This window comes from Streptomyces sp. NPDC096048, from assembly GCF_044763415.1.
Lineage (GTDB): Bacteria > Actinomycetota > Actinomycetes > Streptomycetales > Streptomycetaceae > Streptomyces.
In genome coordinates, this window is record NZ_JBIWGG010000014.1 from 179,499 (window position 1) to 205,786 (window position 26,288).

At 73.4% G+C, this 26,288-nt stretch carries 27 protein-coding genes and 2 pseudogenes; 16 read left to right on the forward strand and 13 right to left on the reverse strand.

The window, feature by feature from the left end:
- Positions 1 to 214 precede the first annotated feature (214 nt).
- The gene (locus ACIQ6R_RS32990) at positions 215 to 451 is read right to left on the reverse strand and encodes a hypothetical protein (RefSeq protein WP_404182827.1); all 237 of its coding nucleotides are present in this window, start codon (positions 449 to 451) and stop codon (positions 215 to 217) included.
- Positions 452 to 625: 174 nt separating this feature from the next.
- On the opposite strand from ACIQ6R_RS32990, the gene ACIQ6R_RS32995 reads away from it, so the two are divergent.
- The 3 genes and pseudogenes from ACIQ6R_RS32995 (at position 626) to ACIQ6R_RS33005 (ending at position 2,591) form a co-directional block, all read left to right on the forward strand.
- Complete coding sequence (locus ACIQ6R_RS32995) at positions 626 to 1,291, forward strand: TetR/AcrR family transcriptional regulator (RefSeq protein ID WP_404225388.1); 666 nt, start codon at positions 626 to 628, stop codon at positions 1,289 to 1,291.
- 7 nt (positions 1,292 to 1,298) lie between these two features.
- Positions 1,299 to 1,490: pseudogene (locus ACIQ6R_RS33000) on the forward strand (SDR family NAD(P)-dependent oxidoreductase); the annotation flags it as partial.
- A 60-nt stretch (positions 1,491 to 1,550) separates the two neighbouring features.
- Complete coding sequence (locus ACIQ6R_RS33005) at positions 1,551 to 2,591, forward strand: NAD(P)-dependent alcohol dehydrogenase (RefSeq protein ID WP_404225390.1); 1,041 nt, start codon at positions 1,551 to 1,553, stop codon at positions 2,589 to 2,591.
- 118 nt (positions 2,592 to 2,709) lie between these two features.
- Here ACIQ6R_RS33005 and ACIQ6R_RS33010 read toward each other — a convergent pair whose 3' ends face one another.
- Positions 2,710 to 4,236, reverse strand: coding sequence for a helix-turn-helix domain-containing protein (locus tag ACIQ6R_RS33010; protein ID WP_404225392.1), 1,527 nt, complete (start codon positions 4,234 to 4,236; stop codon positions 2,710 to 2,712).
- A 185-nt stretch (positions 4,237 to 4,421) separates the two neighbouring features.
- On the opposite strand from ACIQ6R_RS33010, the gene ACIQ6R_RS33015 reads away from it, so the two are divergent.
- From ACIQ6R_RS33015 to ACIQ6R_RS33025, 3 genes are all read left to right on the forward strand, one after another.
- Positions 4,422 to 5,042, forward strand: coding sequence for an L-threonylcarbamoyladenylate synthase (locus ACIQ6R_RS33015; RefSeq protein WP_404182839.1), 621 nt, complete (start codon positions 4,422 to 4,424; stop codon positions 5,040 to 5,042).
- 121 nt (positions 5,043 to 5,163) lie between these two features.
- Positions 5,164 to 5,919: a dienelactone hydrolase family protein gene (locus ACIQ6R_RS33020; protein WP_404182842.1), complete on the forward strand. Its 756-nt coding sequence runs from the start codon at positions 5,164 to 5,166 to the stop codon at positions 5,917 to 5,919.
- Positions 5,920 to 6,009: 90 nt separating this feature from the next.
- Positions 6,010 to 7,512 carry a metallophosphoesterase family protein gene (locus tag ACIQ6R_RS33025; RefSeq protein WP_404225394.1) on the forward strand — a complete coding sequence of 501 codons (1,503 nt, stop codon included), beginning with the start codon at positions 6,010 to 6,012 and terminating at the stop codon, positions 7,510 to 7,512.
- A 4-nt stretch (positions 7,513 to 7,516) separates the two neighbouring features.
- Here the strand turns inward: ACIQ6R_RS33025 and ACIQ6R_RS33030 are convergent, their stop codons facing one another.
- On the reverse strand, positions 7,517 to 8,509 hold the full coding sequence (locus tag ACIQ6R_RS33030) for a TauD/TfdA dioxygenase family protein (RefSeq protein WP_404182848.1): 993 nt from the start codon (positions 8,507 to 8,509) through the stop codon (positions 7,517 to 7,519).
- A 166-nt stretch (positions 8,510 to 8,675) separates the two neighbouring features.
- On the opposite strand from ACIQ6R_RS33030, the gene ACIQ6R_RS33035 reads away from it, so the two are divergent.
- Together ACIQ6R_RS33035 and ACIQ6R_RS33040 are read left to right on the forward strand one after the other, a co-directional pair.
- Positions 8,676 to 9,506 (forward strand): aldo/keto reductase, encoded by an 831-nt coding sequence (locus tag ACIQ6R_RS33035; protein WP_404182851.1) that lies wholly within the window; start codon positions 8,676 to 8,678, stop codon positions 9,504 to 9,506.
- A gap of 50 nt (positions 9,507 to 9,556) precedes the next feature.
- Entirely contained in the window at positions 9,557 to 10,180 is a 624-nt protein-coding gene (locus ACIQ6R_RS33040) for a DNA polymerase ligase N-terminal domain-containing protein (protein WP_404182854.1), read from the forward strand.
- Between the two features lie 42 nt (positions 10,181 to 10,222).
- On the opposite strand, the gene ACIQ6R_RS33045 is transcribed toward ACIQ6R_RS33040, so the two are convergent.
- The 4 genes from ACIQ6R_RS33045 to ACIQ6R_RS33060 form a co-directional block, all read right to left on the reverse strand.
- Positions 10,223 to 12,562 (reverse strand): SpoIIE family protein phosphatase, encoded by a 2,340-nt coding sequence (locus ACIQ6R_RS33045; RefSeq protein WP_404225396.1) that lies wholly within the window; start codon positions 12,560 to 12,562, stop codon positions 10,223 to 10,225.
- Positions 12,563 to 12,622: 60 nt separating this feature from the next.
- Complete coding sequence (locus ACIQ6R_RS33050) at positions 12,623 to 13,090, reverse strand: peroxiredoxin (RefSeq protein WP_404182860.1); 468 nt, start codon at positions 13,088 to 13,090, stop codon at positions 12,623 to 12,625.
- Entirely contained in the window at positions 13,087 to 13,467 is a 381-nt protein-coding gene (locus ACIQ6R_RS33055) for a DoxX family protein (protein WP_404225398.1), read from the reverse strand. The genes ACIQ6R_RS33050 and ACIQ6R_RS33055 overlap by 4 nt, the downstream gene beginning before the upstream one ends.
- A gap of 64 nt (positions 13,468 to 13,531) precedes the next feature.
- Positions 13,532 to 14,287 carry an AraC family transcriptional regulator gene (locus tag ACIQ6R_RS33060; protein WP_404225429.1) on the reverse strand — a complete coding sequence of 252 codons (756 nt, stop codon included), beginning with the start codon at positions 14,285 to 14,287 and terminating at the stop codon, positions 13,532 to 13,534.
- 144 nt (positions 14,288 to 14,431) lie between these two features.
- Here ACIQ6R_RS33060 and ACIQ6R_RS33065 point away from each other — a divergent pair, with 144 nt between their 5' ends.
- Positions 14,432 to 15,628: an MFS transporter gene (locus tag ACIQ6R_RS33065; RefSeq protein WP_404225400.1), complete on the forward strand. Its 1,197-nt coding sequence runs from the start codon at positions 14,432 to 14,434 to the stop codon at positions 15,626 to 15,628.
- Positions 15,629 to 15,658: 30 nt separating this feature from the next.
- Here the strand turns inward: ACIQ6R_RS33065 and ACIQ6R_RS33070 are convergent.
- Positions 15,659 to 16,137, reverse strand: a pseudogene (locus tag ACIQ6R_RS33070) (MarR family winged helix-turn-helix transcriptional regulator); the annotation flags it as partial.
- Positions 16,138 to 16,448: 311 nt separating this feature from the next.
- Here ACIQ6R_RS33070 and ligD point away from each other — a divergent pair.
- The 3 genes from ligD (at position 16,449) to hemC (ending at position 19,366) form a co-directional block, all read left to right on the forward strand.
- Entirely contained in the window at positions 16,449 to 17,429 is a 981-nt protein-coding gene (gene ligD / locus ACIQ6R_RS33075) for a non-homologous end-joining DNA ligase (protein ID WP_404225402.1), read from the forward strand.
- Between the two features lie 145 nt (positions 17,430 to 17,574).
- Complete coding sequence (locus ACIQ6R_RS33080) at positions 17,575 to 18,351, forward strand: NPP1 family protein (RefSeq protein ID WP_404182872.1); 777 nt, start codon at positions 17,575 to 17,577, stop codon at positions 18,349 to 18,351.
- A 79-nt stretch (positions 18,352 to 18,430) separates the two neighbouring features.
- Complete coding sequence (hemC, locus tag ACIQ6R_RS33085) at positions 18,431 to 19,366, forward strand: hydroxymethylbilane synthase (RefSeq protein WP_404225404.1); 936 nt, start codon at positions 18,431 to 18,433, stop codon at positions 19,364 to 19,366.
- Positions 19,367 to 19,385: 19 nt separating this feature from the next.
- On the opposite strand, the gene ACIQ6R_RS33090 is transcribed toward hemC, so the two are convergent.
- Positions 19,386 to 19,910, reverse strand: a complete 525-nt coding sequence (locus ACIQ6R_RS33090) for a hypothetical protein (protein ID WP_404225406.1) — start codon at positions 19,908 to 19,910, stop codon at positions 19,386 to 19,388.
- A gap of 301 nt (positions 19,911 to 20,211) precedes the next feature.
- On the opposite strand from ACIQ6R_RS33090, the gene ACIQ6R_RS33095 reads away from it, so the two are divergent.
- A complete protein-coding gene (locus ACIQ6R_RS33095) occupies positions 20,212 to 21,003 on the forward strand; it encodes a SigB/SigF/SigG family RNA polymerase sigma factor (protein ID WP_404225431.1) in 792 nt (263 codons plus the stop codon).
- Between the two features lie 66 nt (positions 21,004 to 21,069).
- Here the strand turns inward: ACIQ6R_RS33095 and ACIQ6R_RS33100 are convergent, their stop codons facing one another.
- The gene (locus ACIQ6R_RS33100; RefSeq protein ID WP_404225407.1) at positions 21,070 to 21,420 is read right to left on the reverse strand and encodes an ANTAR domain-containing protein; all 351 of its coding nucleotides are present in this window, start codon (positions 21,418 to 21,420) and stop codon (positions 21,070 to 21,072) included.
- A 2-nt stretch (positions 21,421 to 21,422) separates the two neighbouring features.
- Positions 21,423 to 21,656 carry a hypothetical protein gene (locus ACIQ6R_RS33105; protein WP_404225409.1) on the reverse strand — a complete coding sequence of 78 codons (234 nt, stop codon included), beginning with the start codon at positions 21,654 to 21,656 and terminating at the stop codon, positions 21,423 to 21,425.
- Here ACIQ6R_RS33105 and ACIQ6R_RS33110 point away from each other — a divergent pair.
- On the forward strand, positions 21,648 to 22,448 hold the full coding sequence (locus ACIQ6R_RS33110; protein WP_404225411.1) for a VOC family protein: 801 nt from the start codon (positions 21,648 to 21,650) through the stop codon (positions 22,446 to 22,448). The two genes, ACIQ6R_RS33105 and ACIQ6R_RS33110, sit on opposite strands and share 9 nt — an antisense overlap.
- Before the next feature lie 13 nt (positions 22,449 to 22,461).
- On the opposite strand, the gene glgX is transcribed toward ACIQ6R_RS33110, so the two are convergent.
- Positions 22,462 to 24,609: a glycogen debranching protein GlgX gene (gene glgX, locus ACIQ6R_RS33115; protein WP_404225413.1), complete on the reverse strand. Its 2,148-nt coding sequence runs from the start codon at positions 24,607 to 24,609 to the stop codon at positions 22,462 to 22,464.
- The gene (locus ACIQ6R_RS33120) at positions 24,606 to 25,121 is read right to left on the reverse strand and encodes a pep a2 (RefSeq protein WP_404225415.1); all 516 of its coding nucleotides are present in this window, start codon (positions 25,119 to 25,121) and stop codon (positions 24,606 to 24,608) included. The genes glgX and ACIQ6R_RS33120 overlap by 4 nt, the downstream gene beginning before the upstream one ends.
- A 239-nt stretch (positions 25,122 to 25,360) precedes the next feature.
- Between ACIQ6R_RS33120 and ACIQ6R_RS33125 the strand changes: the two genes are divergently transcribed.
- Both ACIQ6R_RS33125 and ACIQ6R_RS33130 read left to right on the forward strand, forming a co-directional pair.
- Positions 25,361 to 25,633, forward strand: coding sequence for a DUF5133 domain-containing protein (locus tag ACIQ6R_RS33125; protein ID WP_404182897.1), 273 nt, complete (start codon positions 25,361 to 25,363; stop codon positions 25,631 to 25,633).
- Between the two features lie 54 nt (positions 25,634 to 25,687).
- Positions 25,688 to 26,288 (forward strand): maltotransferase domain-containing protein (locus tag ACIQ6R_RS33130; RefSeq protein WP_404225416.1); only part of this gene is annotated, 601 nt, incomplete at its 3' end.

Genomic DNA, 26,288 nt, shown 5'->3' on the forward strand with positions numbered 1-26,288 from the left:
GTGGGCTCCTTCGACTCGTGGCCGGCCTCGGACGCGGCCCTGAGCTGCGAGGCGGCCGTCGGCCGCGCACATGGGCGCCCCGGGTACCCCGCGATGCGTCATCCGACACATACCGGTTTGCGTGCATTGCCGTACCCCGCGCCGTAATCACGCCGAGGACCCGGACGCCCAAGCCACCGGGCCGTCCGGGTCCTCGCGGGCGGGCGGACCGCGTTCAGCCGCCGTTCAGCCGTGCGCGCAGCAGCCCCTTGCCGAGTTCGGCGCCCTTGCGGCTGTCCGCCTGCGCCTTGCGGAACAGCTCCGCGACCTCGGTGTCCTTGTTGCGCTCCGCGTCCTGGATGTACGACTCCAGACGCAGCGCGTTGTTCAGGCACGACTCGACGTACCAGATCAGGTTGTAGTCCTTGTCCTGCGTGCCGGTCACGCCGCCGGTCTCCGTGCCGCTGGTCATGCGGGCCTCCTCCTCGAGGTGTTCGATCCGAAGTGGGGGCCGGGTACCCGGGGCGCCATGGGGCACACCGCGTCCGCGGGCACAGCCTCGGTCCGCCATTCATGTCCCAATGGGTCACTTGTCTCGGTGAGTCACATGTCTCATTGGGACATTCTCGGGTGTACGCTCGGAGGCATGACGGCGACGAAGCCCTCCCCGACCCCCGAGGACCGGCGGCAGCGCAAGGCGCGGCAGACCCGCGACGCGCTGGCCGCCGCCGCCTGCGACCTGATCCTGGAGCGCGGGTCCGCGGCGACCACGGTGGAGGCCATCGCCGAGCGCGCGGACGTCACCCGCCGCACGTTCAGCCGGCACTTCGCCGGCAAGGAGGACGCCGCACTCGACTTCGTCCGCCGGGACGGTGACCGCATCAACGCGCTGCTGCGGTCCCGCCCCGCCGACGAGCCGCCTCTGCTCGCCTATCGCAGGGCCGTGCGGGACTGGCTGACCGACCGGGCCGACCCTGCCTGGCACCTGCGTCCCCGGATGCGTCGACTGCTGGCCCTCGCCGACAGCGAGCCCGACCTGTTCGCCGCCTACCAGCGCATCCGGGTCGACGCCCAGGAGGAGTCGATCCGCATCGTCGCCGACCGGCTCGGCACCGACGACGTCCGGGACGTGCGCCCGGCCGCCGTCGTGGACGCCGCCGCCGGAGTCCTGATCGCCGCCCTGCGCCTGTGGGCACGCGGCGGCGACCGGGACGCGGGAGCCGCAGACCTCGCCGCCCTCGTGGAGCGGGCCTACGACGCTCTGACCTCGGAGGCCGCGGCCGCGACCCCCGACAGCACCATCGAAGAGTGAGAACACCATGAGCACCACCACCGGCAGCACGGGCCCGACCCACGGCACGGCCCCCGCCACCACCCCCGTCGCCGACCACGCCGCCGAGTTCACCGGCCGCACCGCCCTCGTCACCGGCGCCGCCTCCGGCATCGGCCTGGCCATCGCCCGCCGCCTCGGCGCCGGCGGCGCGTACGTCGTCGTCGCCGACCACACCGCCGTCTGAGAGCGGCCGCACCACAGGGGGCCGACCAGGGGGGGAGAACAAAGGAGTTCAGCCATGAAGGCACTGCAGTACCGCACCGTCGGGGCACCGCCCGAGGTGGTCACGGTCCCCGACCCGGAGCCCGGCCCCGGCCAGGTGCTGTTGAAGGTCACCGCCGCCGGCGTCTGCCACTCCGACATCGCGGTGATGGGCTGGCCCGCCGAGGGCTTCCCCTACGAGCTGCCCCTCACCCTCGGCCACGAGGGCGTCGGCACGGTGGCGGCATCGGGCGCCGGGGTGACCGGCCTCGCCGAGGGCGACGCGGTCGCCGTGTACGGCCCCTGGGGCTGCGGCACCTGCGCCAAGTGCGCCGAGGGCAAGGAGAACTACTGCCTGCGCGCCGAGGAGCTGGGCATCCACCCGCCGGGGCTCGGGCGTCCGGGCTCGATGGCCGAGTACCTGCTCGTCGACGACCCCCGGCACCTGGTCCCGCTGGACGGCCTCGACCCCGTCACGGCGGTGCCACTGACGGACGCGGGGCTGACGCCGTACCACGCCATCAAGCGGTCGCTGCCCAAGCTGGTCCCCGGGTCGACCGCGGTCGTCATCGGCACCGGCGGCCTCGGCCACGTCGCCATCCAGCTGCTGCGCGCCCTGACGTCCGCCCGGGTCGTCGCCCTCGACGTCAGCGAGGACAAGCTGCGCCTCGCCCGTGAGGTGGGCGCGCACGAGGCGGTGCTCTCGGACGCGAAGGCCGCGGACGCGGTGCGCGAACTCACCGGCGGCCTGGGCGCCCAGGCGGTGTTCGACTTCGTCGGAGTGGCGCCCACCGTGCGGACCGCGGGCGCCGTCGCCGCCGTCGAGGGCGATGTCACGCTGGTCGGCATCGGCGGCGGGTCGCTCCCCGTCGGGTTCGGCCTGCTGCCCTTCGAGGTGTCGGTCAGCGCCCCCTACTGGGGGACCCGCAGCGAACTCATCGAGGTCCTGAACCTGGCCCGCTCGGGCGCCGTGTCGGTGCACACCGAGACGTACTCCCTGGACGACGCCCCGCTCGCCTACGAGCGGCTCCACGAGGGGAAGGTCAACGGCCGCGCGGTGATCCTCCCGCACGGCTGAGGGCGGAGGGGGCGCGACCGGTCCCCCGTTCCGGTCGTGCCCCCTCGGTCCGTCGAACCTACGTGGACGGCTCGGCCGTTGTGAATCGTGTCGATGCCCGCTGCGGGGCCGCGGGGACTCACCCGTGCACAGGTGAGTCCGGATGGTCCGGCTTCGTCCCACGCAGAGGCGGCTGGTCGAGGTCACCCGCCGCCAGATGGGCGAGCACGACCTCGTACAGGTCGCTGCCCGAGGCGAGCAACTGGCGTTCCAGGACGGGCTCGGCGCTGCGGACGTGCTCGCGCACGGTCTGGGCGTGCACGCCGAGCGTCCGTGCGGCCCGCTCGGCGTTGCCGCCGACGGAGATCCAGGCGCGCAGCGTGCGCCGCAGGTCTCGCGGGTCCGGTTCCAGGCGGCCGAGCAGCTCGTCGGCCCAGGTGCGCAGCGCGGGCCCGGCCAGCAGGTCGGTGAGCCGGGCGGGGCCGGGCCGTTCCGGGCCGCCGGGGTGCTGGGCGAGGCCGGCCTGGGCGTTCAGGGCGAGGTGGACGGTGGCGCGGACGGTCAGGTCGGCGAAGTCCGTCCGCAGCAGCGACTCGACCCGGTCCATGCGGGCGCGGACCGTGTTGCGGCTGACGCCGAGGACCTTCGCGGTGTTGACGGCGGTGAACTCCAGGCCGAGCCGGGTGGTGGCGAGGAGCTCGGCGCGGGTGTGGTGCGGCAGGACGTCGAGCGGACGCAGCAGGTGGAGCGTCCAGCCGTGCAGCGCCGCCGGGTCCATCAGGCGCTCGGGGTGCGTCCGCTCCGCGTACACAGCCGCCTTGTCCGGGCGGAACCGGGCGACGGCCAGGGCGCTCACGGCCTGGCCGTACGCGCTGGCGGTGCGGGCGAGGCTCTGCCGGGCGCTGCCGCCCAGAAAGACGCCGGGAAGGCGGCCGACGAGCGCGCGCAGCTCCTGACCGGCCGCCTCGCGGGGCGTGAGGACGATCACGTGTCCGTCCATGGCCGGGCACCGTACGACGAGCGCCCGTTCGCCCGTCGCCGACAGGCACTCCTCGGCGAGCCGGTCGCGCTCCTCGGGACTGCTCTCCACGACGTAGACGCACGCCTCGTCGGTGTCCAGGAGGCCCGGCCAGAGTCCGGCGGCCACGCGGCGGGCGGAGACGATGTCCTCCACCATCAGCAGTTGCAGGATGGCCAGGCGCAGGTCCGAGGTCGCCCGACGCAGCCGGTGTCCGGCCGCGGTCGACTCGTGGCCGGCCAGCAGCAGCTCCACGACCTGGGCGGTGTGCGTCACGATGTCGAAGACCCGCCGGTCGAAGGGGGTCTCGCGTGCCACCGCGAGGACGGCGGCCGGCGCCGGGTGGACCCGCTCCACGCGGACGAGCCGGAGATGACGGCCCCGGTCCTCCAGGGCGGCGGAGGCGATCCGGCCGGAGGTGATGTCGGCGACCAGGTCCTCGTCCAGCGGGGTGCGGGTACCGGCCAGCAGACGGCCGGCACCGTCCTGCAGGGACACGGCCGCGTGCGCGGCGCGGGCGAGCCAGGTCACGACCCTGCGTACGTCGCGTCCGGCCGGCCGCAGGTGGTCGAGCAGTTCCGCCGCCCAGTCCGCGTGTTCACCGGCCCCGGCTCTCCACTGCCGTGCCCCGTCCTCTCGGCCCGCCACGTCGGCCTTCTCCTCGTCCTCGCCTTGACCCTCGGCCCAGGGCGGGGACGTTACCGCATGGCTGAGCGCGCACGGCACCTGTGGCGGCGCGACGATCCGGGAAGACGATCCGGGAAACGGTCGGCGGCCGGGCCGCCGACCGGGCCTGTCGGTCCGGCGCGCTCCATCGGGCATAAGCTCGGTGAATGGCGAAGTACTTCGACGTGCACCCCGACAACCCCCAGCCGCGCAGCATCGCCCAGGTCGCCGACAGCGTCCGCTCCGATGCGCTGATCGCGTATCCGACGGACTCCTGCTACGCGCTGGGCTGCCGACTGGGCAGCCGCGACGGCATCGACCGCATCCGGTCGATCCGGCAACTGGACAGCAGGCACCACTTCACCCTGGTGTGCCAGGACTTCGCGCAGCTCGGTCAGTTCGTACAGATCGACAACGACGTGTTCCGGGCGATCAAGGCCTCGACGCCCGGCAGCTACACCTTCATCCTGCCGGCGACGAGGGAGGTGCCGCGCATGCTCCAGCATCCGAAGAAGAAGACCGTGGGTGTGCGCATCCCGGACCACGTCGTCACCCAGGCCCTGCTCACCGAGCTCGGTGAGCCGCTGCTGTCCAGCACCCTGCTGCTGCCCGGCGAGGAGGAGCCGATGACCCAGGGCTGGGAGATCAAGGACCGGCTCGACCATGTGGTCGACGCGGTGATCGACTGCGGGGACTGCGGCACCGAACCGACCACGGTCGTCGACTTCTCCGGCGGTGAGGCGGAGATCGTGCGGCGGGGGGCGGGCGACACGGCCAGGTTCGAGTAGCGGGCCGCTCAGCGCCGGGGGACCGCCGCCGCTCCCCCGGCCCGACCTGTCAGGATGGCCATGATCCGCCGGTGACGCCGGCGGATCGGGCACCGCGGCACGACAGAAGGGCAGGCCCGCCATGACCGCCGTACAGGGAACAGCCGTCGACGTCCCCACCGACGAGGGCACCGCCGACGCCTACCTCACGCATCCCGCCGACGGGGATCCGCGTCCCGCGGTCCTGCTCTACATGGACGCCTTCGGACTGCGCCCGCAACTGCGGAACATGGCCGACCGGCTGGCCGGTGCCGGGTACACGGTCCTGGTCCCCAACGTCTTCTACCGGCACGGGCGGGCGCCGGTCGTGGAACTGCCCGAGTTCATCGACCCGGCGGCTCGGCCGGACATCTTCCAGCGCCTCGGCCCGGTCATGCGGTCGCTGACGCCCGACCGGGCGATGCGGGACGCCGGGGCCTGGCTGCGGTGGCTCGCGCGGTGCCCGGCGGTGGCCGACGGCCCGGTCGCGCTGACCGGCTACTGCATGGGCGCCGGGCTCGCGCTGCGCACGGCCGGCACGTACCCGGACCGGGTGGCGGCGGCGGCCGGTTTCCACGGCGGGAACCTGGCGACCGAGGGGCCGCAGAGTCCGCACCTGGTGGCCGGCGGCATCACCGCCGAGCTGTACTTCGGTCACGCGGACCACGACGGGTCCATGCCGCCCCAGCAGCAGGAGCGCCTGGCGGCCGCCCTGACCGCGGCCGGCGTCCGGCACCGCTGCGAGGTGTACGGCGGCGCCCCCCACGGCTACACGCAGGCGGACACCGCGGCGTACGACGCGGAGGCGACCGAGCGGCACTGGGAGGCGCTGCTGGACCTCCTGAAGCGGACGTTCTGACCCGGAGGGCTCGAAACGGCGGTGCCGGACCGGGAGTTGGCGGGACGCCCCTCGTCGGGCCGCCGTCCCGGGCGTTGTTACCGTGCCCGGGTGTCTGACTCCTCACGTGATACCGCCGAAGGCGCCGGCTGGGGCTCCGCCGAGCGCGGCGCCTACCGAGCACTCATGCCGCAGCGCACCGAGAAGCTGTCCTGGCTGAGCCCGAGAACGCTGTGGGCCGCCCGCAACGGCGTGCTGGCCTCCTGGTTCGGGGACCCCACGGGCCGCACCCGCGGCCGCTGGGTGGCGCGGCGGACGGCCGCCGGGGCGCCGGCCGACAAGGTGATCCGGCGGGATGACCCGGACCGGTTCTCGTTCCTGGTCATCGGCGACACCGGAGAGGGCGACGACCCGCAGTACGCCGTCGTCCCCGGCCTTCTGAAGGTGGGTCAGGACACGCGGTTCGCCGTCCTCGCCAGCGATGTGATCTACCCGGTGGGCAGCGCGGACGACTACGGCACGAAGTTCTTCCGCCCGTACCGCGACTACCCGGCACCCATATACGCGATACCGGGCAACCACGACTGGTACGAGGACCTCGGCGGTTTCATGCGCGTCTTCTGCGACGACGCCCCGCCCCTGCCGCCGGAGCCCGCGCCGCGCCCGCTCACCCCCGCCTGGCTGCGGTCCGTGCTGTGGCACCGGCCGCGCCCGGACGACGGCCGGCACCTGGACGAGGCGCGCGAGATGCGGTCCGCACCCGCGCAGCGGGCCGACCAGCCCGGACCGTACTGGGCGATCGACGCCGGACCGGTGCGGATCATCGGCATCGACACGGGACTGCTGGGCACGGTCGACGCCGAACAGGGCGCGTGGCTGCGCGAGGTGTCCCGAGGCCCGCGGCCGAAGATCCTCGTCACCGGCTCGCCCCTGTACGTGGACGGCGAGCACCACCCGTGCCCCATAGAGGGCGGCGGCACGGTCGACGACCTCGTGCGCGACCCCGGCCACCACTACGTCGCGGCGATAGGCGGCGACATCCACAACTACCAGCGCTATCCGGTCGACGTGGGCGGCCGCACCGTCCAGTACGTCGTCGCGGGCGGCGGCGGGGCGTTCATGCACGCCACCCACACCATCCCCCGTGTCTCGGTGGCCGGCGTCGACGAGCAGGACTTCCGCTGCTATCCGCTGCGCGGCGACTCCCTCGCCTTCTACAGCCGGCTGTACGGCCGCCGGCTGCGGCTGCGCCGCTTCTTCACCCTCACGGAGGCCGAGGCGACAGCCGTGATCACCGAACGCCTCGGCATCCGCCCGGCCCGCGCCCCGGGCACGGCCGCGCGGGTCACCCGGCGCACCAGGCTGGTCGCCGGACTGCTGGGCACCGGACGGCGGCCCGATCGCGGGAAGCGGTTCCGGCTGCCCGTGCGCAAGATCTACACGCAGCTGTTCTCGCCGAGCTCGGCGACGTACGATCCGCCCTTCTTCAAGTGCTTCCTGCGTCTGGACGTCGCTCCGGACGCGGTCCGGCTGCGCTGCCACGCCGCCACCGGCAACCGGGCGCAGGAGTTGGACCCGCCGGTCGAGGACGAGGTGACGATCCCGCTCGTCTGACGGCTCACCAGCGTCCCGGTGCGCTGCCGACGACCGCTTCCGAGGGGGCGCCGTCGACTCCGGCCGGTACGTCGCCGGCGAGCATCACGCGGTGCATGGTGCGGGGGTGGTCGAGGTGGGCGTTGTCGCCGGGGGCGAGGTGGATGGTGGCCCGGTTGTCCCAGAAGGCGACGCTGCCCGGCTCCCAGCGGAAGCGGACGGTGTACTCGGGCCGGGTCGCCTGCTCCAGCAGCAGCTCCAGGACCGCCGCGCTCTCGGGGCGGGAGAGTCCGGCGATCTGCTCGACGTAGTAGCCGTTGACGAACAGCACCCGCTCCCCCGTCTCGGGGTGGACGCGGACCAGCGGGTGCACGGTCGCGGTCTGGTGGTCGAGCAGGTGACGGACGTAGGCGTCGTCGCCCGGCCGGGGCTGGTAGCCGACGCCGAGGCGGTGTTCGGCGCGCAGTCCGTCGACGAAGGCGCGCATCGGGGCGGACAGTCCCGCGTAGGCGGCGGCGAGGTTCGACCAGGTGGTGTCGCCGCCGTACGGCGGGACCGTCTCGGCGCGCAGGATCGTGGCGGCCGGCGGGTCGACGCGGGCGCCGTGGTCGCAGTGCCAGCCGCGCAGCAGCGTGTGGCGCCGGCGCCGTAGCCACTCGTCGTGCTCCATCCCGAACCGTCCGCCCAGTTCCAGCCGGTCGGCGGTCGTCTCGACCTCCGGGAAGCCGGCCGGTGACGCCTTGCCGCGCCGGGGCAGGACGACCGGCTCGCCGAAGAGGCGCGCGAACGCGACGTGTCCGGCGTGGTCGAGGCGCTGGCCGCGGAAGAAGACCACCTTCCAGCGCAGCACGGCCGCCCGGACCGCCGCGACCTGCGCCGCGTCGAGGCCGCCGGCCAGGTCGACGCCGGCGATCTCGGCGCCGATGTGCCCGGCGGCCGGTCTCACCTCGATCCCGGCCGCCTCGGCCGCCGCCTCCTCGGCCGCCGTACGTTCTGCCGTTGCCCTGTCCGTCGTCATGCGCGCTCCGTCGGTCGGTCGGCCGTTGGCCGTTCGGTCGTGCGTGTCGGCTCTCTCGGAGATCGTGGCAGAACCCCTCCCGCGCCGTCCGGTTGATCACCACTCGCTCCGTGCGCGACGCTGGACGGGCGGCACACCGCCGTACCCGGTCGAGGGAAGGCTCACCGTGATCAGCATCCCGACGCACACGCTCAACGACGGAACCCGGCTCCCCGCCCTGGGGCTGGGCACCTGGCCGATGAAGGACGACGAGGCGGAGCGGGCGGTCCGCGTGGCCCTGGAGACGGGCTACCGCCTGATCGACACGGCGACGAACTACCGCAACGAGACCGGCGTCGGCCGCGGCGTGGCCGCCGGCGGGGTCCCCCGCGAGGAGATCGTGGTGACGACCAAGCTGCCCGGCCGGCACCACGGCTACGAGGAGACCCTCGCCTCGTTCGAGGAGTCCCGTGCCCGGCTCGGCCTGGAGTACGTCGACCTGTACCTGATCCACTGGCCGCTGCCCCGCGTGGACAAGTACGTCGACTCCTGGAAGGCCATGGTCAAGCTGCGCGACGACGGCCTCGTGCGCTCGGTGGGCGTCTCCAACTTCACGGCCGGACACATCGAACGGCTGGAGAAGGAGACCGGTGTCCTGCCGTCCGTCAACCAGATCGAACTGCACCCGCTCTTCCCGCAGGACGAGCTGCGCGCCTTCCACGAGCGCAAGGGCATCCGCACCGAGAGCTGGAGCCCGCTGGGGCGCGGCAGCGACCTGCTGGACGATCCGGCCCTGGTCGCGGTCGCCGACGCGCACGGCGTGACGCCCGCCCAGGCGGTGCTGCGCTGGCACACCCAGCTCGGCGCGGTGCCCATCCCGAAGTCCTCCGACCCCGCGCGGCAGCGGGCGAACCTCGACGTCTTCGGCTTCGAGCTGGACGCCGGCCAGATGCACACGGTCGCGGACCGCGCGCACCGGCGGATCGGCGGCGACCCGGAGGCGCACGAGGAGTTCTGACCGGGGTACCCGGCCCCGGTCGGCGCACATCTCCCGGGAAGGAGCCGCGGGTGGGTGAGGGGAACGGGCTGCGGGACTACCGCGGCAGGCGTGACTTCGGCCGGACCGGTGAGCCCGCGGGGCGTGGGGCGCCCTCGCCAGGATCCGGGGGCGCGGCGCCCCGCTTCGTCGTGCAGATCCACGACGCGAGCACCCTGCACTTCGACTTCCGGCTCCAGGTGGCCGACGTGCTGAAGTCCTGGTCGGTGCCGAAGGGGCCGTCGGCGGATCCGAGCGACAAGCGGCTGGCCGTGCCGACGGAGGACCATCCGCTGGAGTACGAGGAGTTCGAGGGGGTGATCCCCGCGGGCGAGTACGGGGGCGGCACGGTCATCGTCTGGGACCACGGCACCTACGAGCCGCTGAGCCACGACCGCCGGGGCCGGCCGGTGGACTTCGGGGAGTCGCTCGCGCGCGGCCACGCCAGGTTCCGGCTGCACGGTGCGAAGCTGCGCGGCGAGTACGCGCTGACCCGGTTCCGCGGCGGGAGGGCGGGCGGTGACGAGGAGGCGTGGCTCCTGGTGAAGACGGCCGGCGGGGCCCGCGGGCACGGCACCCCGGACCCTCGGCGTGCCCGGTCCGCACGGACCGGCCGCACGCTCGCGCGGGTCGCCGCGGAGGACCGCGCGGGGTAGGGACGGGACGGCGCCGGGCGGGGTGTGGTCCCGGCGGGTCGGTCAGCCCGCGGGCAGGGGCTGTTCGGCCCAGATGGTCTTGCCCGTGCCCGTCTGCCGGCTGCCCCAGCGCTCGGTGAGCTGGGCGACCAGCAGCAGGCCCCGCCCGCCCTCGTCGTAGGCGTGGGCCCGGCGCAGGTGCGGTGAGGTGGCGCTGCCGTCGGAGACCTCGCAGATGAGGGCGCTGTCGCGGATGAGGCGCAGCTGGATGGGAGGCTCGCCGTACCGGATCGCGTTGGTGACGAGTTCACTGACGACCAGTTCGGTGACGAACGCGGCCTCGTCCAGTCCCCACTCCGTCAGCTGCTCGGTGACGGACCGCCGGGTGGCGGCGACGTGCGAGGGGTCCGGGTGGACGTCCCAGGTGCGGATCTGGTCCGTGCCCAGCGCGCGGATACGGGCCAGCAGCAGCGCCACGTCGTCACTGGGCTCCTCCGGCATGACGGCCTTGAGCACGGTGTCGCACAGGGCGTCGAGCGAGTCGGCGGGCGCGGTCAGCGCCCGGCACAGTTCCGCGGTGGCGTGGTCGACGTCGCGGTCGCGGTCCTCGACGAGGCCGTCGGTGTAGAGGGCGACGACGGAGCCCTCGGGCAGTCGCAGCTCGGCCGCCTCGAACGGCAGTCCGCCGACACCGAGCGGCGGCCCGGCGGTCATGCGGACGAGCCGCGTGGTGCCGTCGGGCAGGACGACGGCCGGCGCGGGATGGCCGGCCGAGGCCAGGGACAGGCAGCGGGAGACGGGGTCGTAGACGGCGTAGAGGCAGGTGGCGCCCAGTTCCGCGACCTCGTCGCCCGCGTCGCCGGCCGCGAGGTGGGTGACGAGGTCGTCGAGGTGGGTGAGGAGTTCGTCGGGGGGCAGGTCGACGTCGGCGAGGGTGCGGACGGCGGTGCACAGGCGGCCCATGGTCGCCGTGGACGGGATGCCGTGGCCGACGACGTCGCCGACGACGAGCGCGACACGGCTGCCGGACAGCGGGATCACGTCGAACCAGTCGCCGCCGATGCCGGCCGCCGACACGGAGGGCAGATAGCGGTGGGCCACCTCGACCGCCGCCTGACCGGGCAGTCCGTTGGGGAGCAGGCTGTGCTGGAGGGCCAGGGCGGTGGCCCGCTCGCGGGCGAAGCGGCGGGCGTTGTCGATGCAGACCGCGGCCCTGCTGGCGAGTTCCTCGGCGAACACGGCGTCCTCGCCGCCGAACTCGTCCGGCTGTTCCATGCGCACGGCCACGGCGACGCCCAGGGTGATGCCGCGGGCGCGCAGCGGCACCGCCATCATGGAGTGGGCGCCCGTACGGTGGGAGCGCCCCTCCGGAGCGCGCGCGTTGCGCTCGGCGACCCAGTGCATGAACGACGGCTCGCCCGCCTGGCTGACGAGTACCCGGCCTTCCCGCATCGCCCGTGCGGGCGGCGAGAGGGCGGGGTGGGCGTCCACGTGCCCCAGGTGCACGGCCGCCTCCGGGGTGCCCTCGGTGACGGAGCCGTGCGCGACCCGGCGCAGCGCGACCTCCTCGCTGAACACCGCCGGTGACTCCTCCGCGCCCAGGACCCATTCGAGCAGGTCGACACTGGCGAAGTCGGCGAACCGCGGCACCACGACCTCGACCAGTTCCTCGGCGGTGCGCACCAGGTCCAGCGTGGTGCCGATGGCGGCCGCCGCCTCGTTCAGCAGGGCCAGCCGCTCCCGCGCCCGGTACTGCTCGGTGCTGTCGAAGGCCGCCAGGGCGGTCCCCAGCAGCTCGCCGGAGGCGTCCCGCACGGGCCACATCTCGGTGGTCCAGGCGTGGTCGCGGTTGAGGGCCGGTGCGCCCGTGAAGCTCTCGTAGCGCACCGGTCGGCCCGTCTCGGCGACCTGGCGCAGGTGGCGCAGGAAGCCCCGGCTGTGCTCGGCGTCCTCGACGGAGTCCGAGAAGTGGCGGCCGGTCAACTCCTCCTCGGGCACGCCCATGACCTGACACGCCACCTCGTTGAGCCGCAGGTAGTGCTGGCGGGTGTCGAAGACGGACATCGACATGGCCGCCTGCTCGAAGGCCAGTTCCCCCACCGAGGCGTGCCCGCCGCCGGGCGGTTCGACGGTGACGGCGTATCCGGCGGGCCTGCCGTCGGCGCCTGTCAAGGCGCAGGCCCGCAGTCGGGGCGCGACGTAGGAGCCGTCCCGGCGCCGCATCCGTACGGTGCCGGACAGGGCGGCCAGGACGTCCGCCGGCACGTCCTCGGCCAGCAGCTCCCGGCCTGCCCGCCCCACGGCCTCCTCGGCCGGGTAACCGGTCAGCCGCCGGGCGCCCTCGCTCCACCCCGTCACCGTTCCGTGGGTGTCCAGGGTCGCCACAGCGGAGGGATGCTCCATAGCGTCCAGGATTGACCCTTTACGGCATGGTTTCAACCGCGACGGAGCGAGGGCGTGCCACTACGCCTGGTGTGCGCGCAGGGCGGCCAGGGCGCGGTCGGCGTGCGTGTTCATCCTGAGCTCGCTGCGGACGACCTCGAGCAGGGTGCGGTCCTTCCCGATGACGAAGGTGACCCGCTTGGTGGGAGCCAGGCTGAACCCTCGCCTCACCCCGAACAGCTCGCGGACCGCGCCGTCGGCGTCGGACAGCAGCGGCATGCCGAGGGTGTGGCGGCCGGTGAACTCCCGCTGCCGCTCGACGGGGTCCCCGCTGACGCCGACGGGGCGGGCGCCGACCGCCGCGAACTCGGCGGCGAGGTCGCGGAAGTGGCAGGCCTCCGCGGTGCAGCCGGAGGTCAGGGCGGCGGGATAGAAGAACAGCACGACCGGACCGTCGGCGAGCAGCCCGGACAGGCTGCGCGGGGTGCCGGTCTCGTCCGGGAGCGTGAAGTCGTCGACCGTGTCCCCCACGGCCGGGGCCCGGCTCACGACCGGCCCTCGCTGCCCTTGGCGACGCCGCGGGCCCACAGCACGAGCGGCACCTGCACGGGGAGCCGGCCGTAGGCGGCGGCCTTCTGCGGTGCGGGGCGGTGCCGCCAGCCCACGGCCATCTTGACGTTGGCCGGGAACACTCCGACGAAGAACGCGGCCGTGGTCAGCGCGGCGGCCTTGCGAGTGCGCGGCAGTGCGATGCCCGCGGCGAGCGCGAGTTCGGCGACGCCACTGGCGTACGTCCAAGCCCGGGGCGTGCCGGGCAGGCCGCGCGGCACGATCGCGTCGAAGGTGCGGGGGCGGGCGAAGTGGGCGACGCCCGCGGCGGCCAGCAGGCCGGCGAGCAACAGGGGTGAGCGTTCGGACCGGGACACGGTTCCTCCTCCAGGGGCCTGCCGCGCGATATTACTCGACGGTAAGGAACGGGAGGCGGCGGGCTCACGTACGGCGGTTGTGACTGCCCGGGGTGTAGCCGAACGAGCGCCGGAAGACCTCGATGAACGCGCTGGCGGAGGACCAGCCGCAACGGTGCGCGACGGCGGTGACGGGGACGTCGTCGGCGAGCATGCGCAGGGCGTGGTAGAGGCGGGACTGGGTGCGCCACTGGGGGAAGGTCATGCCGAACTCGCGGCGGAAGAGGCGGCTGAGCGTGCGTTCCCCGGTCCCGGTGGCGGCACCGAGCGCGGCGAGGGTGCGCGGGTCGGCGGGGTCGGCGTGGACGAGCGCGCAGACCGCCGCCAGCCGGGGGTCGGTGGGGGTGGGCAGTCGCAGCGGCTGCTGCGGTGAGGCGCGCAGTCGGTCGCGCAGGACGGCGAGGAGGCGCCGGCGCTCCGGGCCCGTGTCGTGGGGGTCGCGCGTGTAGGCGACGATCAGCTCGCGCAGCAGCGGGCCGACGGCGAGGACGACGGGGGTGTCCAGGCCGAGCGGGTTCTCACGGGCGGGCAGGCCGACCAGGTGCAGGTCGAGGCGGCCGTGCGCGCGGTGGGCGTGGACGGTGCCGGCCGGGATCCAGATGGCCCGGGTACCGGGCGCGAACCAGGTACCGGCGTCGGTGGTGACGGCCACGACACCGGAGCCCGCGTAGACGATCTGGTGATCGTCGTGCCGGTGCGCGTCGATGCACTGCCCGGCGGTGAGCCGCTGGGCGCGGGTGGGGGCCGTCGGGGTGTGCCGGGCGCCGGTGCCGGAGGCCACCTCCGGGACCTCCCTGCCGGCCGCCGGGGCGGCGCGGGTTCCCGAGGGGGCCCTGCGGGTGCTCGTCGAGGTGTGGCGGAAGTTCGGCACAGGTCGGCAGTTTATCGGAAGCGGGCCAGGTGCGGTGGGCCCGACGATCGACGGGTGATCTCGAAACGCGACCGGCCCATCGTCCTGCTGTCCCTCGGGCACGCCTGCGTCGACGTGTACCAGGGCGCGGTGGCCGCCCTGGTGCCGTACTTCGTCGCCGAGCGCGCCTACACCTACGCCGCCGCCTCGGGCGTCGTCCTGGCCGCCTCGCTGCTGTCGTCGCTGGTGCAGCCGCTGTTCGGGGCGCTCACCGACCGGTGGGCGCTGCCGTGGCTGCTGCCGCTGAGCACGCTGACCGCCGGAGCGGGGATCGCCCTGGGCGGCGTCACCGACTCCTACGCGCTCACGCTGACAGCGGTCGCCGTGGGAGGCGTCGGGGTCGCCGCCTACCACCCGGAGGCGGCCCGCGCCGCGCGGGCCGCCGCACGGGGCAGTCACACGGCGATGGGCTGGTTCTCCCTGGGGGGCAACGTCGGTTTCGCGCTGGCGCCGCCACTGGTCTGGGCCGTCGTCGCCACCGGCGGCCTCGGCGCCTCTCCGCTGCTGGCCGTACCGGCGGTGGTGGGAGCCGCGCTGTGCGGGGCGGCGGTGCTTTCGGCCGGGGCGACCCGCGCGTCGGGCGGCCGTACGGCGGTGGCGGCGGGGACGGACGACTGGGCCTCCTTCCTCCGTCTCACCGGTGCCGTCGTCTGCCGTTCCGTCGTCTTCGTCGGCCTGAGCACGTTCGTGTCGCTGTACGTCCGGGAGCGGACGGGCGGCGGGAGCACGGCCGGGACGGTCGCTCTGTTCGTGCTCTACCTGGGCGGCGCGGTGGGCACCGTGGCCGGGGGCCGGCTCGCCGACCGGTTCGGGAGGCTGAAGGTGGTGCGGCGGTCGTACGCCCTGACGGTCCTCGCGGTGGCCGGCGTCGTCCTCGTGCCCGGTCCGGCGGTGTACCTGTTCGTCGCGCTGACCTCGGCGGGGTTGTACGTGCCGTTCTCGCTGCACATCACGCTGGGCCAGGACTACCTGCCCCGCCGGGTGGGTACGGCGAGCGGGGTCACGCTGGGGCTGACGGTGAGTGTCGGCGGCCTCGCGGCCCCGGCGGTCGGCATGCTCGCCGACGCGACGTCCCTGCGGGCCGCGCTGGTGCCGCTGGTGGTTCTGCCCGCGGTGGGCCGGCTCCTCCTGTGCCGACTGCGTGAACCCTCCCCGCCCCCGCCGGAGCACGCCGTCGAGGAGCCGGCGGCGGGCGACGCCGGCGGGCGGTGAGGGGCCGGCGGACGGTCGGACGGTCCGCGTCGGCGCCGTGGGCCGACCCTCGGGCTCCTCGTCCGCCCCGCAGCCGAGGAAGTCGTCGACCGTGCGGTGGAAGAGGGTGGCGAGCTGCCGCAGTTCCCCGGGGGACCAGTCGGCCAGGGCCGGCTGCATGCCGCGGGCTCCGGCCTCGCACAGGCGCGCGGCGCCTCACGGCCGGCCTCGGGGAGCTCGATGCGCTGGGCACCGCGGTCGTCGGGATCGGGGACGCGGCCGGCGTATCCCGTCCGCTGCGACCGCCGCACCGTGCGCGTGACGTGCGAGGCCCCCACGCCCAGCCGGGCGGCCGGCTCCCCCGGGCGCGGCGGCTCGGAGACGGCCACCTGACGCGGCGGCGCCACGGCGGCCCGGTCGAGCGGCACGTCCGCGAGGACCATCAGCCGGTCGTGCTGCCGCTGTCGCGTGCTCCACCCTCTCGTCGCGTAACGCGACTGAGCGCACCTTCCGGTCCTCTTCCGCCGCACCCGCACGCCCTCCGTCGGCCTCGGCGGCTTCGCGCCGCCGTCCGGGAAGGGAACGCGTTCCAGGACGTCATGGCCATCGGCGCGGGCGCCGCCCTGCTCGCCTTCGTGATCGCGTCCTTCATCCCCCGGCACCGCCCCGCCACCGGTCCGGGCGCACATGGCACCGGTCCCCGGCGTCGACGCGGCGGCCGCCGCCTCCGTCCGCTGACGGCGACGGCGACGGCGCCGGCCTCGTCCCGGGGCCGGCGCCGTTCAGGCGAACCTGGCGGACAACGCGCGTGACGGCGCACGGACGGGTCGAGACCTGACCCGTGGAGCTGCCGCTGATCCCTCCCATGCTCGCCACCCCCGGTGCCCTGCCCTCCGCCGCGCAGGACGCGCGCTGGGCCTACGAGACCAAGCAGGACGGCCAGCGCGTGGTGGTCTACCTGCCCGGCGACGGCAGTGTGCGGCTGCGCGCCCGCTCCGGCCACGACATCACGGCCGCCTACCCCGAACTGGCACCGCTCGGCACCGCGCTCGGCTCCACCGCCGCCGTGCTGGACGGGGAGGTGCTCGCGCTGGACGAACGGGGCCGCGCCGACTTCCAGTTGCTGCAGTCCCGCATGGGCCTGGCCCACGCGCCGGGCCGGGCGGCGCACCGGGCGGTGAAGGTCCCCGTCCATCTGGTGCTGTTCGACGCCCTGCACCTGGCGGGCCGGCCCCTGCTGCGCCTCCCCTACACCCACCGCCGCGAACGGCTGACGGACCTCGGTCTCGGCGGGCCGTCCTGGTCGACGCCGGCCGCGCTGGTCGGCCACGGCGAGCAGGCGCTGCGGGCCACCCGCGAGCACGGCCTGGAGGGCCTGGTGTGCAAGCGGCTGGACTCGGTGTACGAGCCGGGGGTCCGCTCCCGGGCCTGGATCAAGATCCGCAACATGCGCAGCGAGGACGTCGTGGTCGGCGGCTGGCTGCCCGGCAAGGGACGGCTCTCGGGCCTGCCGGGCGCCGTCCTGGTCGGCCAGCGCGCCGCAGGCCGGCTGCGCTACGTCGGCGGGGTCGGCACCGGCTGGAGCGCGGCCGAGCGCACCGAGCTGGCCGCACTGCTGCGGGCCGCCGCGACGGACGTGTGCCCCTTCCACCCCGCACCGCCGGTACCGGGCGCCCGCTGGGTCGTCCCCCGGCTGGTCGGCGAGGTCCGCTACAGCACCCGCACCCGGGAGGGCATGCTGCGCCAGCCGTCCTGGCTCAGGCTCCGCCCGGACCTCGCGCCCGAGGAGTCGGCCGCCGACATTCCGGACGACATGGTGTGATCCGCGTGACGCGGGGTCAAGTATTGGGCTGCCCTTCACCGCGGGGACGCACGTGACCCCTTGGCCCGGAAGTGAAAAGGCGGGATCCTGAACTCCCTTTCTCCCCACAGCCGTTGGGCTGCGCCCGGAATCAGAGGAGGACGCGGTGTCTTCGCGTACCGCCGGAACCCGCCGCAAGAGATGGCTCGCCGCACCGCTCGGTGCCCTCGCCCTCGTCGTCGCCTTCCCCGCCACCGCCTTCGCCGCTCCGCCCCCGGGGCTGCCCGGCAACGCCGACAGCCTGGAGCGGGCGTACCAGCCCGCCTACGACTACGACACCGACGGCTGCTATCCCACACCGGCCATCGGCTCCGACGGAGCGGTCAACGGCGGGCTCAAGCCGACCGGGGCCCTGAACGGCGACTGCCGGGACGCCTCCGACCTGGACAACACCAACGGTTACTCGCGCGCCAAGTGCGACAACGGCTGGTGCGCCTACCTGTACGGCCTCTACTTCGAGAAGGACCAGGCGCTGCCCGGCAGCAGTCTCGGCGGTCACCGGCACGACTGGGAGCACGTCGTGGTGTGGGTCCGGGACGGCAGCGTGGAGTACGTCTCGACCTCGAACCACGGCTCGTTCAGCGTGCACGCGCGGTCGGCGGTCCGCTTCGACGGCACCCACCCGAAGATCGTCTACCACAAGGACGGCATCAGCACCCACTGCTTCCGCCTGGCGACCTCGGGCGACGAGCCGCCGGAGAACCACAAGGGCGGCTGGCAGTACCCGACGCTGGTCGGCTGGAACGGCTATCCGGCCGGCCTGCGCGAGAAGCTGAGCTCCTACGACTTCGGCAGCGCCAACTTCGGCCTGAAGGACGGCAGCTTCGCCTCCCACCTGGCGGCCGCCAAGCCCTCCGGCATCTCCTTCGACCCGAACGCCTGAGGCGGCCGCGGCCGGGCGGGCGGGGCCGGTCGGGCGAACCACGCGGCCAACTCGCCCCCGGGAGCACTATCGTGTCCGCATGTCCGTCCCCGAAATGATCCGCATCGTCTCCCGCGACTCTCCCATGGCCCTGGCGCAGGTCGAGCGCGTCCGGGCCGAGTTGGCGGCCCTCCACCCCGGCGTGCGCACCGAGGTCGTGCCGGTGAAGACCACCGGCGACAAGTGGCTCGGCGACCTGTCGCTCGTGGAGGGCAAGGGCGCGTTCACCAAGGAGGTGGACGCCGCGCTGCTGTCGGGCGAGGCCGATCTGGCGGTGCACTGCGTCAAGGACGTGCCCGCGGACCGGCCGCTGCCGGCGGGCACGGTGTTCGCCGCGTTCCTCGAGCGGGACGACATCCGGGACGCGCTGATCCATCCGGAGGGTCTCACCCTGGACGAGCTGCCGGCCGGGACCCGCGTCGGCACCTCCTCGGTGCGCCGCGTCGCCCAGCTGGCCGCCACCCACCCCGACCTCCAGTGCGTGCCTTTCCGGGGCAACGCCAACCGGCGGCTGGCGAAGCTGGCCGCCGGTGAGGCGGACGCCCTGCTCCTCGCGGTCTCCGGTCTGGAGCGCATCGGCCGCCGTGATGTGATCAGCGAGGTCCTCTCCCCCGAGACGATGATGCCGCCGATCGGCGCGGGCATCCTCGCCCTGCAGTGCCGTGAGGGCGACACCGCGCTCATCGACGCGGTCAGCGGTCTCGGTCACCCGGCGACCCATCGGGAGGCGACGGCGGAACGCATGTTCCTGCACGTGCTCCAGGGGCACTGCAACAGCCCGATCGCCGGATACGCCCGCGTGGACCGGAGCGGGGAACTCTCCCTGCGGGCCTGCGTCTTCACCCCGGACGGCAAGACCCGGCTCAACGCCCACGAGTGGGCCGGCCGGCTCGACCCGGCGACGCTCGGCACGTCGGTCGCCGTCGCCCTGCTGCGTCAGGGCGCCCGCGAGATCATCGACGGCATCGCGCACTGAGGCGCCACCTGCCGGGGATTCAGGCGGTGCCCTCCTCCGCCTGGTCCCGCAGGAAGGCGCTCACCTGGTGCGCCAGCCCGTCGTCACGCACCGTGCCGGAAAGGGTTCCGGTGCTCCCGTCGGGCGTCCCGAGTCCGCCGGTCCACAGCCGCCGGTCGGCCCACTCCTCGTCCACCCGCAACTGCACCTGGACGTCGACCTGGCCGAGGCTCGCCTCCGGGCCGGCCGCGTAGAGCACGGCGGTGGCCCTACGCAGCGGGTAGACGTCGAAGCCCTCGACGAACTGGGAGTTGCGCCAGTCGAGGAAGGCGCTCTCCCCGTCGGGGCCGATCCGCACGTCGATCTGGCCGTCCTCCAGGTGAATGCCGAGATGCCGGGCGCCCCGGTTCTCGACGGTCACCCGGACACAGAAGTACGTCAGCCCCTCGGCGGCGTCGTCGCGTCCACGCGGCGGCTCGGCCGGCTCAAGTCGGTGGACGCGGACCCGCAGACCGGCGTGCTCGTCGTACTCCTGCCAGTCCCCGACCACGTTCGGCTCGTACACGGTGCCCCTCTCGACCTCTCGACGCTGCTTCCTATCTGTGCGCTCAGTGCACTGTCAAATGAGCGGAATGCGCTGTGGCCAGGGACTTCGCCCCTTTTGATCAGTGATCATGCGTTGCGCAGGAAGTATCCGCCGACGCCCCCGCCGGACGATCACCCGGAGCGTGCCGCACATCACGTTCGGCGGCGGCACCGTCTCGCTCACCGGTCCGCAGCCGTTCGGGTGGCCGTCCGAGGCATTCGCGCTCAGTATCCATATATATGAGGACTTGCCCGCACCCCTGCTGAGGGAGGTGCGCATGATGCGTATCGCCGGCAGAACCAAGCCCCACCCCCACGACGACGCCCCCGACACGGCCGCGGCCTTCGACCGGCTCGCGGGGCTGCCCGAGGGCCCGGAGCGCAAGGCGCTGCGGGACGAACTGATCCAGGTGTGGCTGCCCATGGCCGAGCGGATCGCGGTCCGCTTCCGGGGCCGAGGCGAGAACCTGGAGGATCTCTACCAGGTGGCGGCCCTGGGACTGGTCAAGGCCGTCGACCACTACGACCCGGAGCGCGGACACGCCTTCGAGGCGTACGCCGTCCCGACCGTGACCGGCGAGATCAAACGGCACTTCCGCGACCACATGTGGACCCTGCACGTGCCGCGACGGATCCAGGACCTGCGCAACCGGGTGCGCAAATCCGCGAAGGAGCTGGCACAGACCACGCCGGGACGCGCCCCCACCATCGAGGAGATCGCCGACCACGCGCAGCTGACCGCGGTCGAGGTCTGTACCGGCATGGAGGCCCTGGAGTGCTTCTCCGCCCTCTCGCTGGAGGCGGAGATGCCCGGCACCGACGGGTACGCCCTCGGGGACGCGCTCGGCGGGCCGGATCCGGCCTTCGACGCGGTGGTGGACCGGGTGGCCGTCCGGCCCTGCCTGGAGGCGCTGCCCGAGCGTGAGCGCACCATCCTCTACCTGCGCTTCTTCGGCGGGATGACGCAGAGCCGGATCGCACAGCAACTCGGCATCTCCCAGATGCACGTCTCCCGGCTGCTCAGCGGCTGCTTCGACCGGATCCGCGACGAGATCCTCGCGGAGGTCCGCTGAGGCGGGCTCAGCGGACCTCCGCGAGCCCGGCGCTTGGGTCGGCGCCCGGGTCGGCGCTCCTCGGACTCAGCCCTCCGGCGGGGCGCCTGGGATCTGCGTGGGGCCGCGGTGGTCCAGGGCTTCCTCGAGAGCGGCACGGATCTCCGGCGGCATCACTCCGGCGCGCCCCCAGATGAGTACCATTTCCGCCACATTGCGGAGTTTGATGTTCGTATGCTGGGAAACTTCCTTCAGGACGAGCCATCCCTCGTCCGGCGTCACCCTGCCGAGGACGACGACCATCCCGATCGCCTGGTCGACGACGGCGTGCGAGACGACCGCCTCCTTCAGCTGCCGGACCTGCTCCTGCAGCTGGAAGATCTGGTCCGGGCCGGTCTGGTCCGAGCCGATCTGGTCCGAGCCCCAGTCCGTGGGCATGGTCACCTCCGGATCCGGCGGGCCGTCGCCGCCTGTGCGGCGCGGGACCGCTCCGACGCCTCCATCGTCGCCACCTGCGCCTCCTTGCGCCACTGGGCCGTCCGGGGCTCGTCCGCCACCGTTTCGGCGCCGCGCCCGGGGTACTCGGCAGGCGCCCGCCGCACTCCCGGCCGGACACTGGTGTGGAGCCGGTGACTGCCGGTGGACGAGACCAGGACGCGACTGCCATGAACCACGACATGCCCTTCCCCGCCCCAGAGAGCCTCCTGTCCACGCACTCCGTGTTCGGGGCCCCCTGCTGGGTGAGTCTGACCAGCCGTGACCTGAAGGCGACCGAGGAGTTCTACTCCGCCGTACTGGGCTGGCAGTGGCGGCCCGCCAAGCTCGGCGAGCCCTTCCGGATCGCCCTGGCCGACGGGGTGCCGGTCGCCGGGATCGCCGCGGTGGCCGCGATGTGGCAGATGGCGGTCGCGTGGACGCCGTACTTCGCCGTGCGCAGCGCCGACGAGGCCGCGTCCCGCGTGCAGGAACGGGGCGGCACGTCCGCGGTCGGGCCGATCTCCCTCCCGCCCGGGCGGGCGGCTCTGCTGGCCGACCGGGACGGTGCGACCTTCGGGGTCTGGGAGGGCGAGCTGTTCTCTGACTGGGAGACCTGGCGCACCTCGCGCCCCGCCTTCATCCGGCTGCACACCCGTGACGCCTTCGACGCCGCCATCTTCTACGGCGAGATCTTCGACTGGGCGGGGGCCGGCGGCTGCTGCGAGGTCCAGTACGAGGGCGACGAGGTGGTCCTGCGCAGCCGGGGCGACGTGGTGGCACGCATCGAGTCGGGCGCCCTGGGAGCGGCGCCCGATCCGGCCATCCGGCCGCACTGGCAGGTGCACTTCGCGGTCGAGGACGTCGCGGCCTGCGCCCGTACCGCGGAGCGGCACGGTGGCAGCGTACTGTCCGTGAGCAGTGACGAAGCCGTGCTCCGGGACGTCGACGGCGCGCAGTTCACGGTGACCGCGCGCCGCCTCGGCAGCTGACCTCACGGGCTGCTCACCGGCCGGTGCGGGACGGCCGGGAGAGCAGCACCAGACTGCGCTGCTCGACGGTCAGCATGGTGCCCGCCTTGTGCTCCGCCTCGTCGGGGACGCCCTCCGGGTCGGCGGTGTCGATCAAGGTCGTCCACCGCTCGCCGTACGCGGCGTCGGGCAGCCGGAAGGGCGTCGGCTCCCAGTGGCTGTTGAACAGCAGCAGGAAGGAGTCGTCCTCGACCGGCCGGCCGCACGGGTCGGGCTCGGCGATGGCGTCGCCGTTGAGGAAGACGCCGACGGCGTGCGCGTCGGAGCGCTGCCAGTCGTCGTCGCTCATCTCCCGCGCGTCGGGCCGCAGCCACACCAGGTCGGGCAGCGGCTGGTCCGCGTGGGTGAGGGTCTCGCCGCGGAAGTAGCGGCGCCGGCGCAGGACGGGGTGGCCGGCCCGCAGCGCGATGACGCGCCGGGCGAAGTCCAGCAGCGCGCGCTGTTCCTCGTCCAGCCGCCAGTCGACCCAGGAGATCTCGTTGTCCTGGCAGTAGGCGTTGTTGTTGCCGCGCTGGGTGCGGCCCAGTTCGTCGCCGTGGCAGAGCATCGGGATGCCCTGCGAGAGCAGCAGCGTGGCGAGGAAGTTGCGCTGCTGGCGACCGCGCAGCTCCCGGACGGCCGGGTCCTTCGTCTCGCCCTCGGCGCCGCAGTTCCAGGACCGGTTGTGGTTCTCGCCGTCCCGGTTGCCTTCTCCGTTGGCCTCGTTGTGCTTGTCGTTGTAGGACACGAGGTCGCGCAGGGTGAACCCGTCGTGCGCGGTCACGAAGTTGACGCTGGCGCGGGGGCGGCGCCGGCTGTGCTGGTACAGGTCGGAGGAGCCGGTCAGCCGGGAGGCGAACTCGCCGAGCGTGTGCTCCTCGCCACGCCAGAAGTCGCGTACCGCGTCCCGGTACATGCCGTTCCACTCCGACCACAGCTGCGGGAAGTTGCCCACCTGGTAGCCGCCCTCCCCGACGTCCCAGGGCTCGGCGATCAGTTTGACGCGGCTGATCACCGGGTCCTGCTGGATGAGGTCGAAGAACGCCGACAGCCGGTCCACCTCGTGGAACTGCCGGGCCAGGGTGGCGGCGAGGTCGAAGCGGAAACCGTCGACGTGCATCTCGGTGACCCAGTACCGCAGCGAGTCCATGATCAGCTGAAGTACGTAGGGATGCCGCATCAGCAGGCTGTTGCCGGTGCCGGTGGTGTCGTAGTAGTGCTGCCAGTCGCCGTCCACCAGGCGGTAGTACGAGGCGTTGTCGATGCCGCGGAAGGAGAGGGTGGGGCCCTTCTCGTTGCCCTCGGCGGTGTGGTTGTAGACGACGTCGAGGATCACTTCCAGGCCGGCCTCGTGCAGGGTCTTCACCATCGACTTGAACTCGGCGACCTGCTGCCCGCGGGTGCCGCGTGCGGCGTAGCCGTTGTGGGGCGCGAAGAAGCCGATGGTGTTGTAGCCCCAGTAGTTGGACAGGCCCCGGTCCTGGAGGTGGCCGTCGTGCACGAACTGGTGCACCGGCATCAGCTCCACGGCGGTCACACCCAGGGACGTCAGGTGTTCCACGACCGCCGGGTGCGCCAAACCGGCGTAGGTGCCGCGCAGTTCCTCGGGCACGTCGGGGTGGGTGCGGCTGAGACCGCGGACGTGCGCCTCGTAGATCACGCTCTCCGAGTACGGGCGCCCCGGCGGGCGGTCGTCGCCCCAGTCGAAGAACGGGTCGGTGACCACGCCGAGCATGGTGTGCCCGGCGCTGTCGCCCGGGTCGGCCCTGCCCCTGGCCCGCTCGAAGAGGGAGGCGTGGTTGTCCACCATCCCGTCCACGGCCCGGGTGTACGGGTCGAGGAGCAGCTTCGCCGGGTTGCAGCGGTGGCCCACGGCAGGGGCCCACGGACCGTGGACCCGGTAGCCGTAGCGCTGCCCCGGGCCGACGCCGGGCAGGTAGCAGTGCCAGACGAAGCCGTCGACGTCGGGCAGCGGGATCGTGCTGTGGGTGCCGTCGTCGTCGACGAGGACGAGGTCGACGCTCTCGGCGACCTCGCTGAACAGCGCGAAGTTGGTGCCCTGTCCGTCGTACGCGGCCCCCAGGGGATAGGGGTGCCCGCTCCACACGGGCGACCCCTTCCAGTTCGGCCTGGCGCGGGTCACCGGGCCTCCTCCAGAACGCCGTTCGTCCTACTGGCCGGACCGGCCACCCGGGCCACCGGCATGACCTCTCGCGGCACTTCCAGCCCCTCCTGCGTGATCGGCTCCGGCGGCGTCGCCACCAGCGGGACGCGTTCGCCGGCCCGGGCGCGCTGCGAGAACCAGATGACCTTGGCCCCGGTGTCGGCGGCGCAGCAGCCCCAGCCGTCGCTGGTGGCGGCGAGGTGCTGCAGGCAGCTGCGCAGGTCCTGGTCGGGACGGAGCGCGTGGTCGTTGCCCCCCACGGCCGTGATGAGGTGCTGGTGGTTCCACCACATCTCGATCGACGTGTTCTTGTCGCTCGCGTGCTCGTCGATCGCCCGAAGCAGCATTTCGGCGCCCGAGCAGACGGGTTCGACGAGGTTCTCCAGGTTCCAGAACCGGAGGTGAGCGGCCAGGATGCGCCTGACCTGTCCGACCCGTTCCGGGCTCACTTCCACATCGAGGTGGTAGTAGCAGGGCACTGCGGTCTTCATCGTCGTGGCTCCTCACCGCGAAAGCTCTCGCTCCTCCTCGCCCCTTGGGGGACGAGCTCCCCGAACACGAAGCGTGAGCACTGATCGCTTCTGAGTCACTCCAGAGTGGGAGCAGTAGTCCATTCGTGCAACACGAGAAAGCAGTTGAAGATCCAACAAGACGGGGCGTCACCACCCGTGCACCATGTGTGAAGAACTCGATCGTCCGTACCCCCGGACCGTCCGGAAGGTGACCGGCCATGCTGCTTCCCGCGAAGAGCGAAGTCGCCCGGCAGCTGCGGCGTTACCGCGCCTGGGAACGCTCGATGCTCGCGTCCCCGGCGGACGTGGCCGTCCGGTCCACCTTCGAGGACTCCGGTTACACCCTCTGCGTGCTGATGGGAAAGCGGTGCGCACGCGAGGCCGCGGACGCCGCCGAGCGGTATCTGCGAACGAACCTGGTCACCCATGCGCAGGAAGAGGCGGACCTGATCGCCCCGTCGGGGCGGAAGACCCCCTCCGGCGCGGCTTGACCCGAACGGCCGGGCCCTGTGGCCCGGCCCCGAGCACGGCGGAGGTGAGAACGGATGAGTACGACCGTGGAGATCGGGCGTATCCCGGTACGGGACGTCCACCCGGTGGTGGAGAACGGCAGACGGCCGGCGAAGGCGGTGGCGGGAGAGACGTTCGAGGTCACCGCCACCGTGTTCCGCGAGGGGCACGACGCGGTCGCCGCCAACGTCGTACTGAAGGACCCCGAGGGCCGGCCGGGCCCGTGGACGCCGATGCGGGAGCTGGCCCCGGGCAGCGACCGCTGGGGCGCCGAGGTCACCCCGGACGCCCCGGGCAACTGGACCTACCGGGTGGAGGCGTGGAGCGACCCCGTCGCCACCTGGAAGCACCACGCGCGCGTCAAGGTGCCGGCCGGTATCGACACCGGCCTCGTCCTGGAGGAGGGCGCCGAGCTGTACCGGCGGGCCGCCTCGGGAGTTCCCAAGGGCGCCGGGCGTGCCGAGGTGCTGGGCGCCGCCGCGGCTCTGCTCGACGACACGCTGCCCGTGGCCACCCGATTGGCGGCGGCGCTGACTCCTCGGGTGGACGCGGTGCTGGCCCGGCACCCGCTGCGGGAACTGGTCACCACCTCCGACCCGCTGCCCCTGCTCGTGGAGCGTGAACGCGCCCTGTACG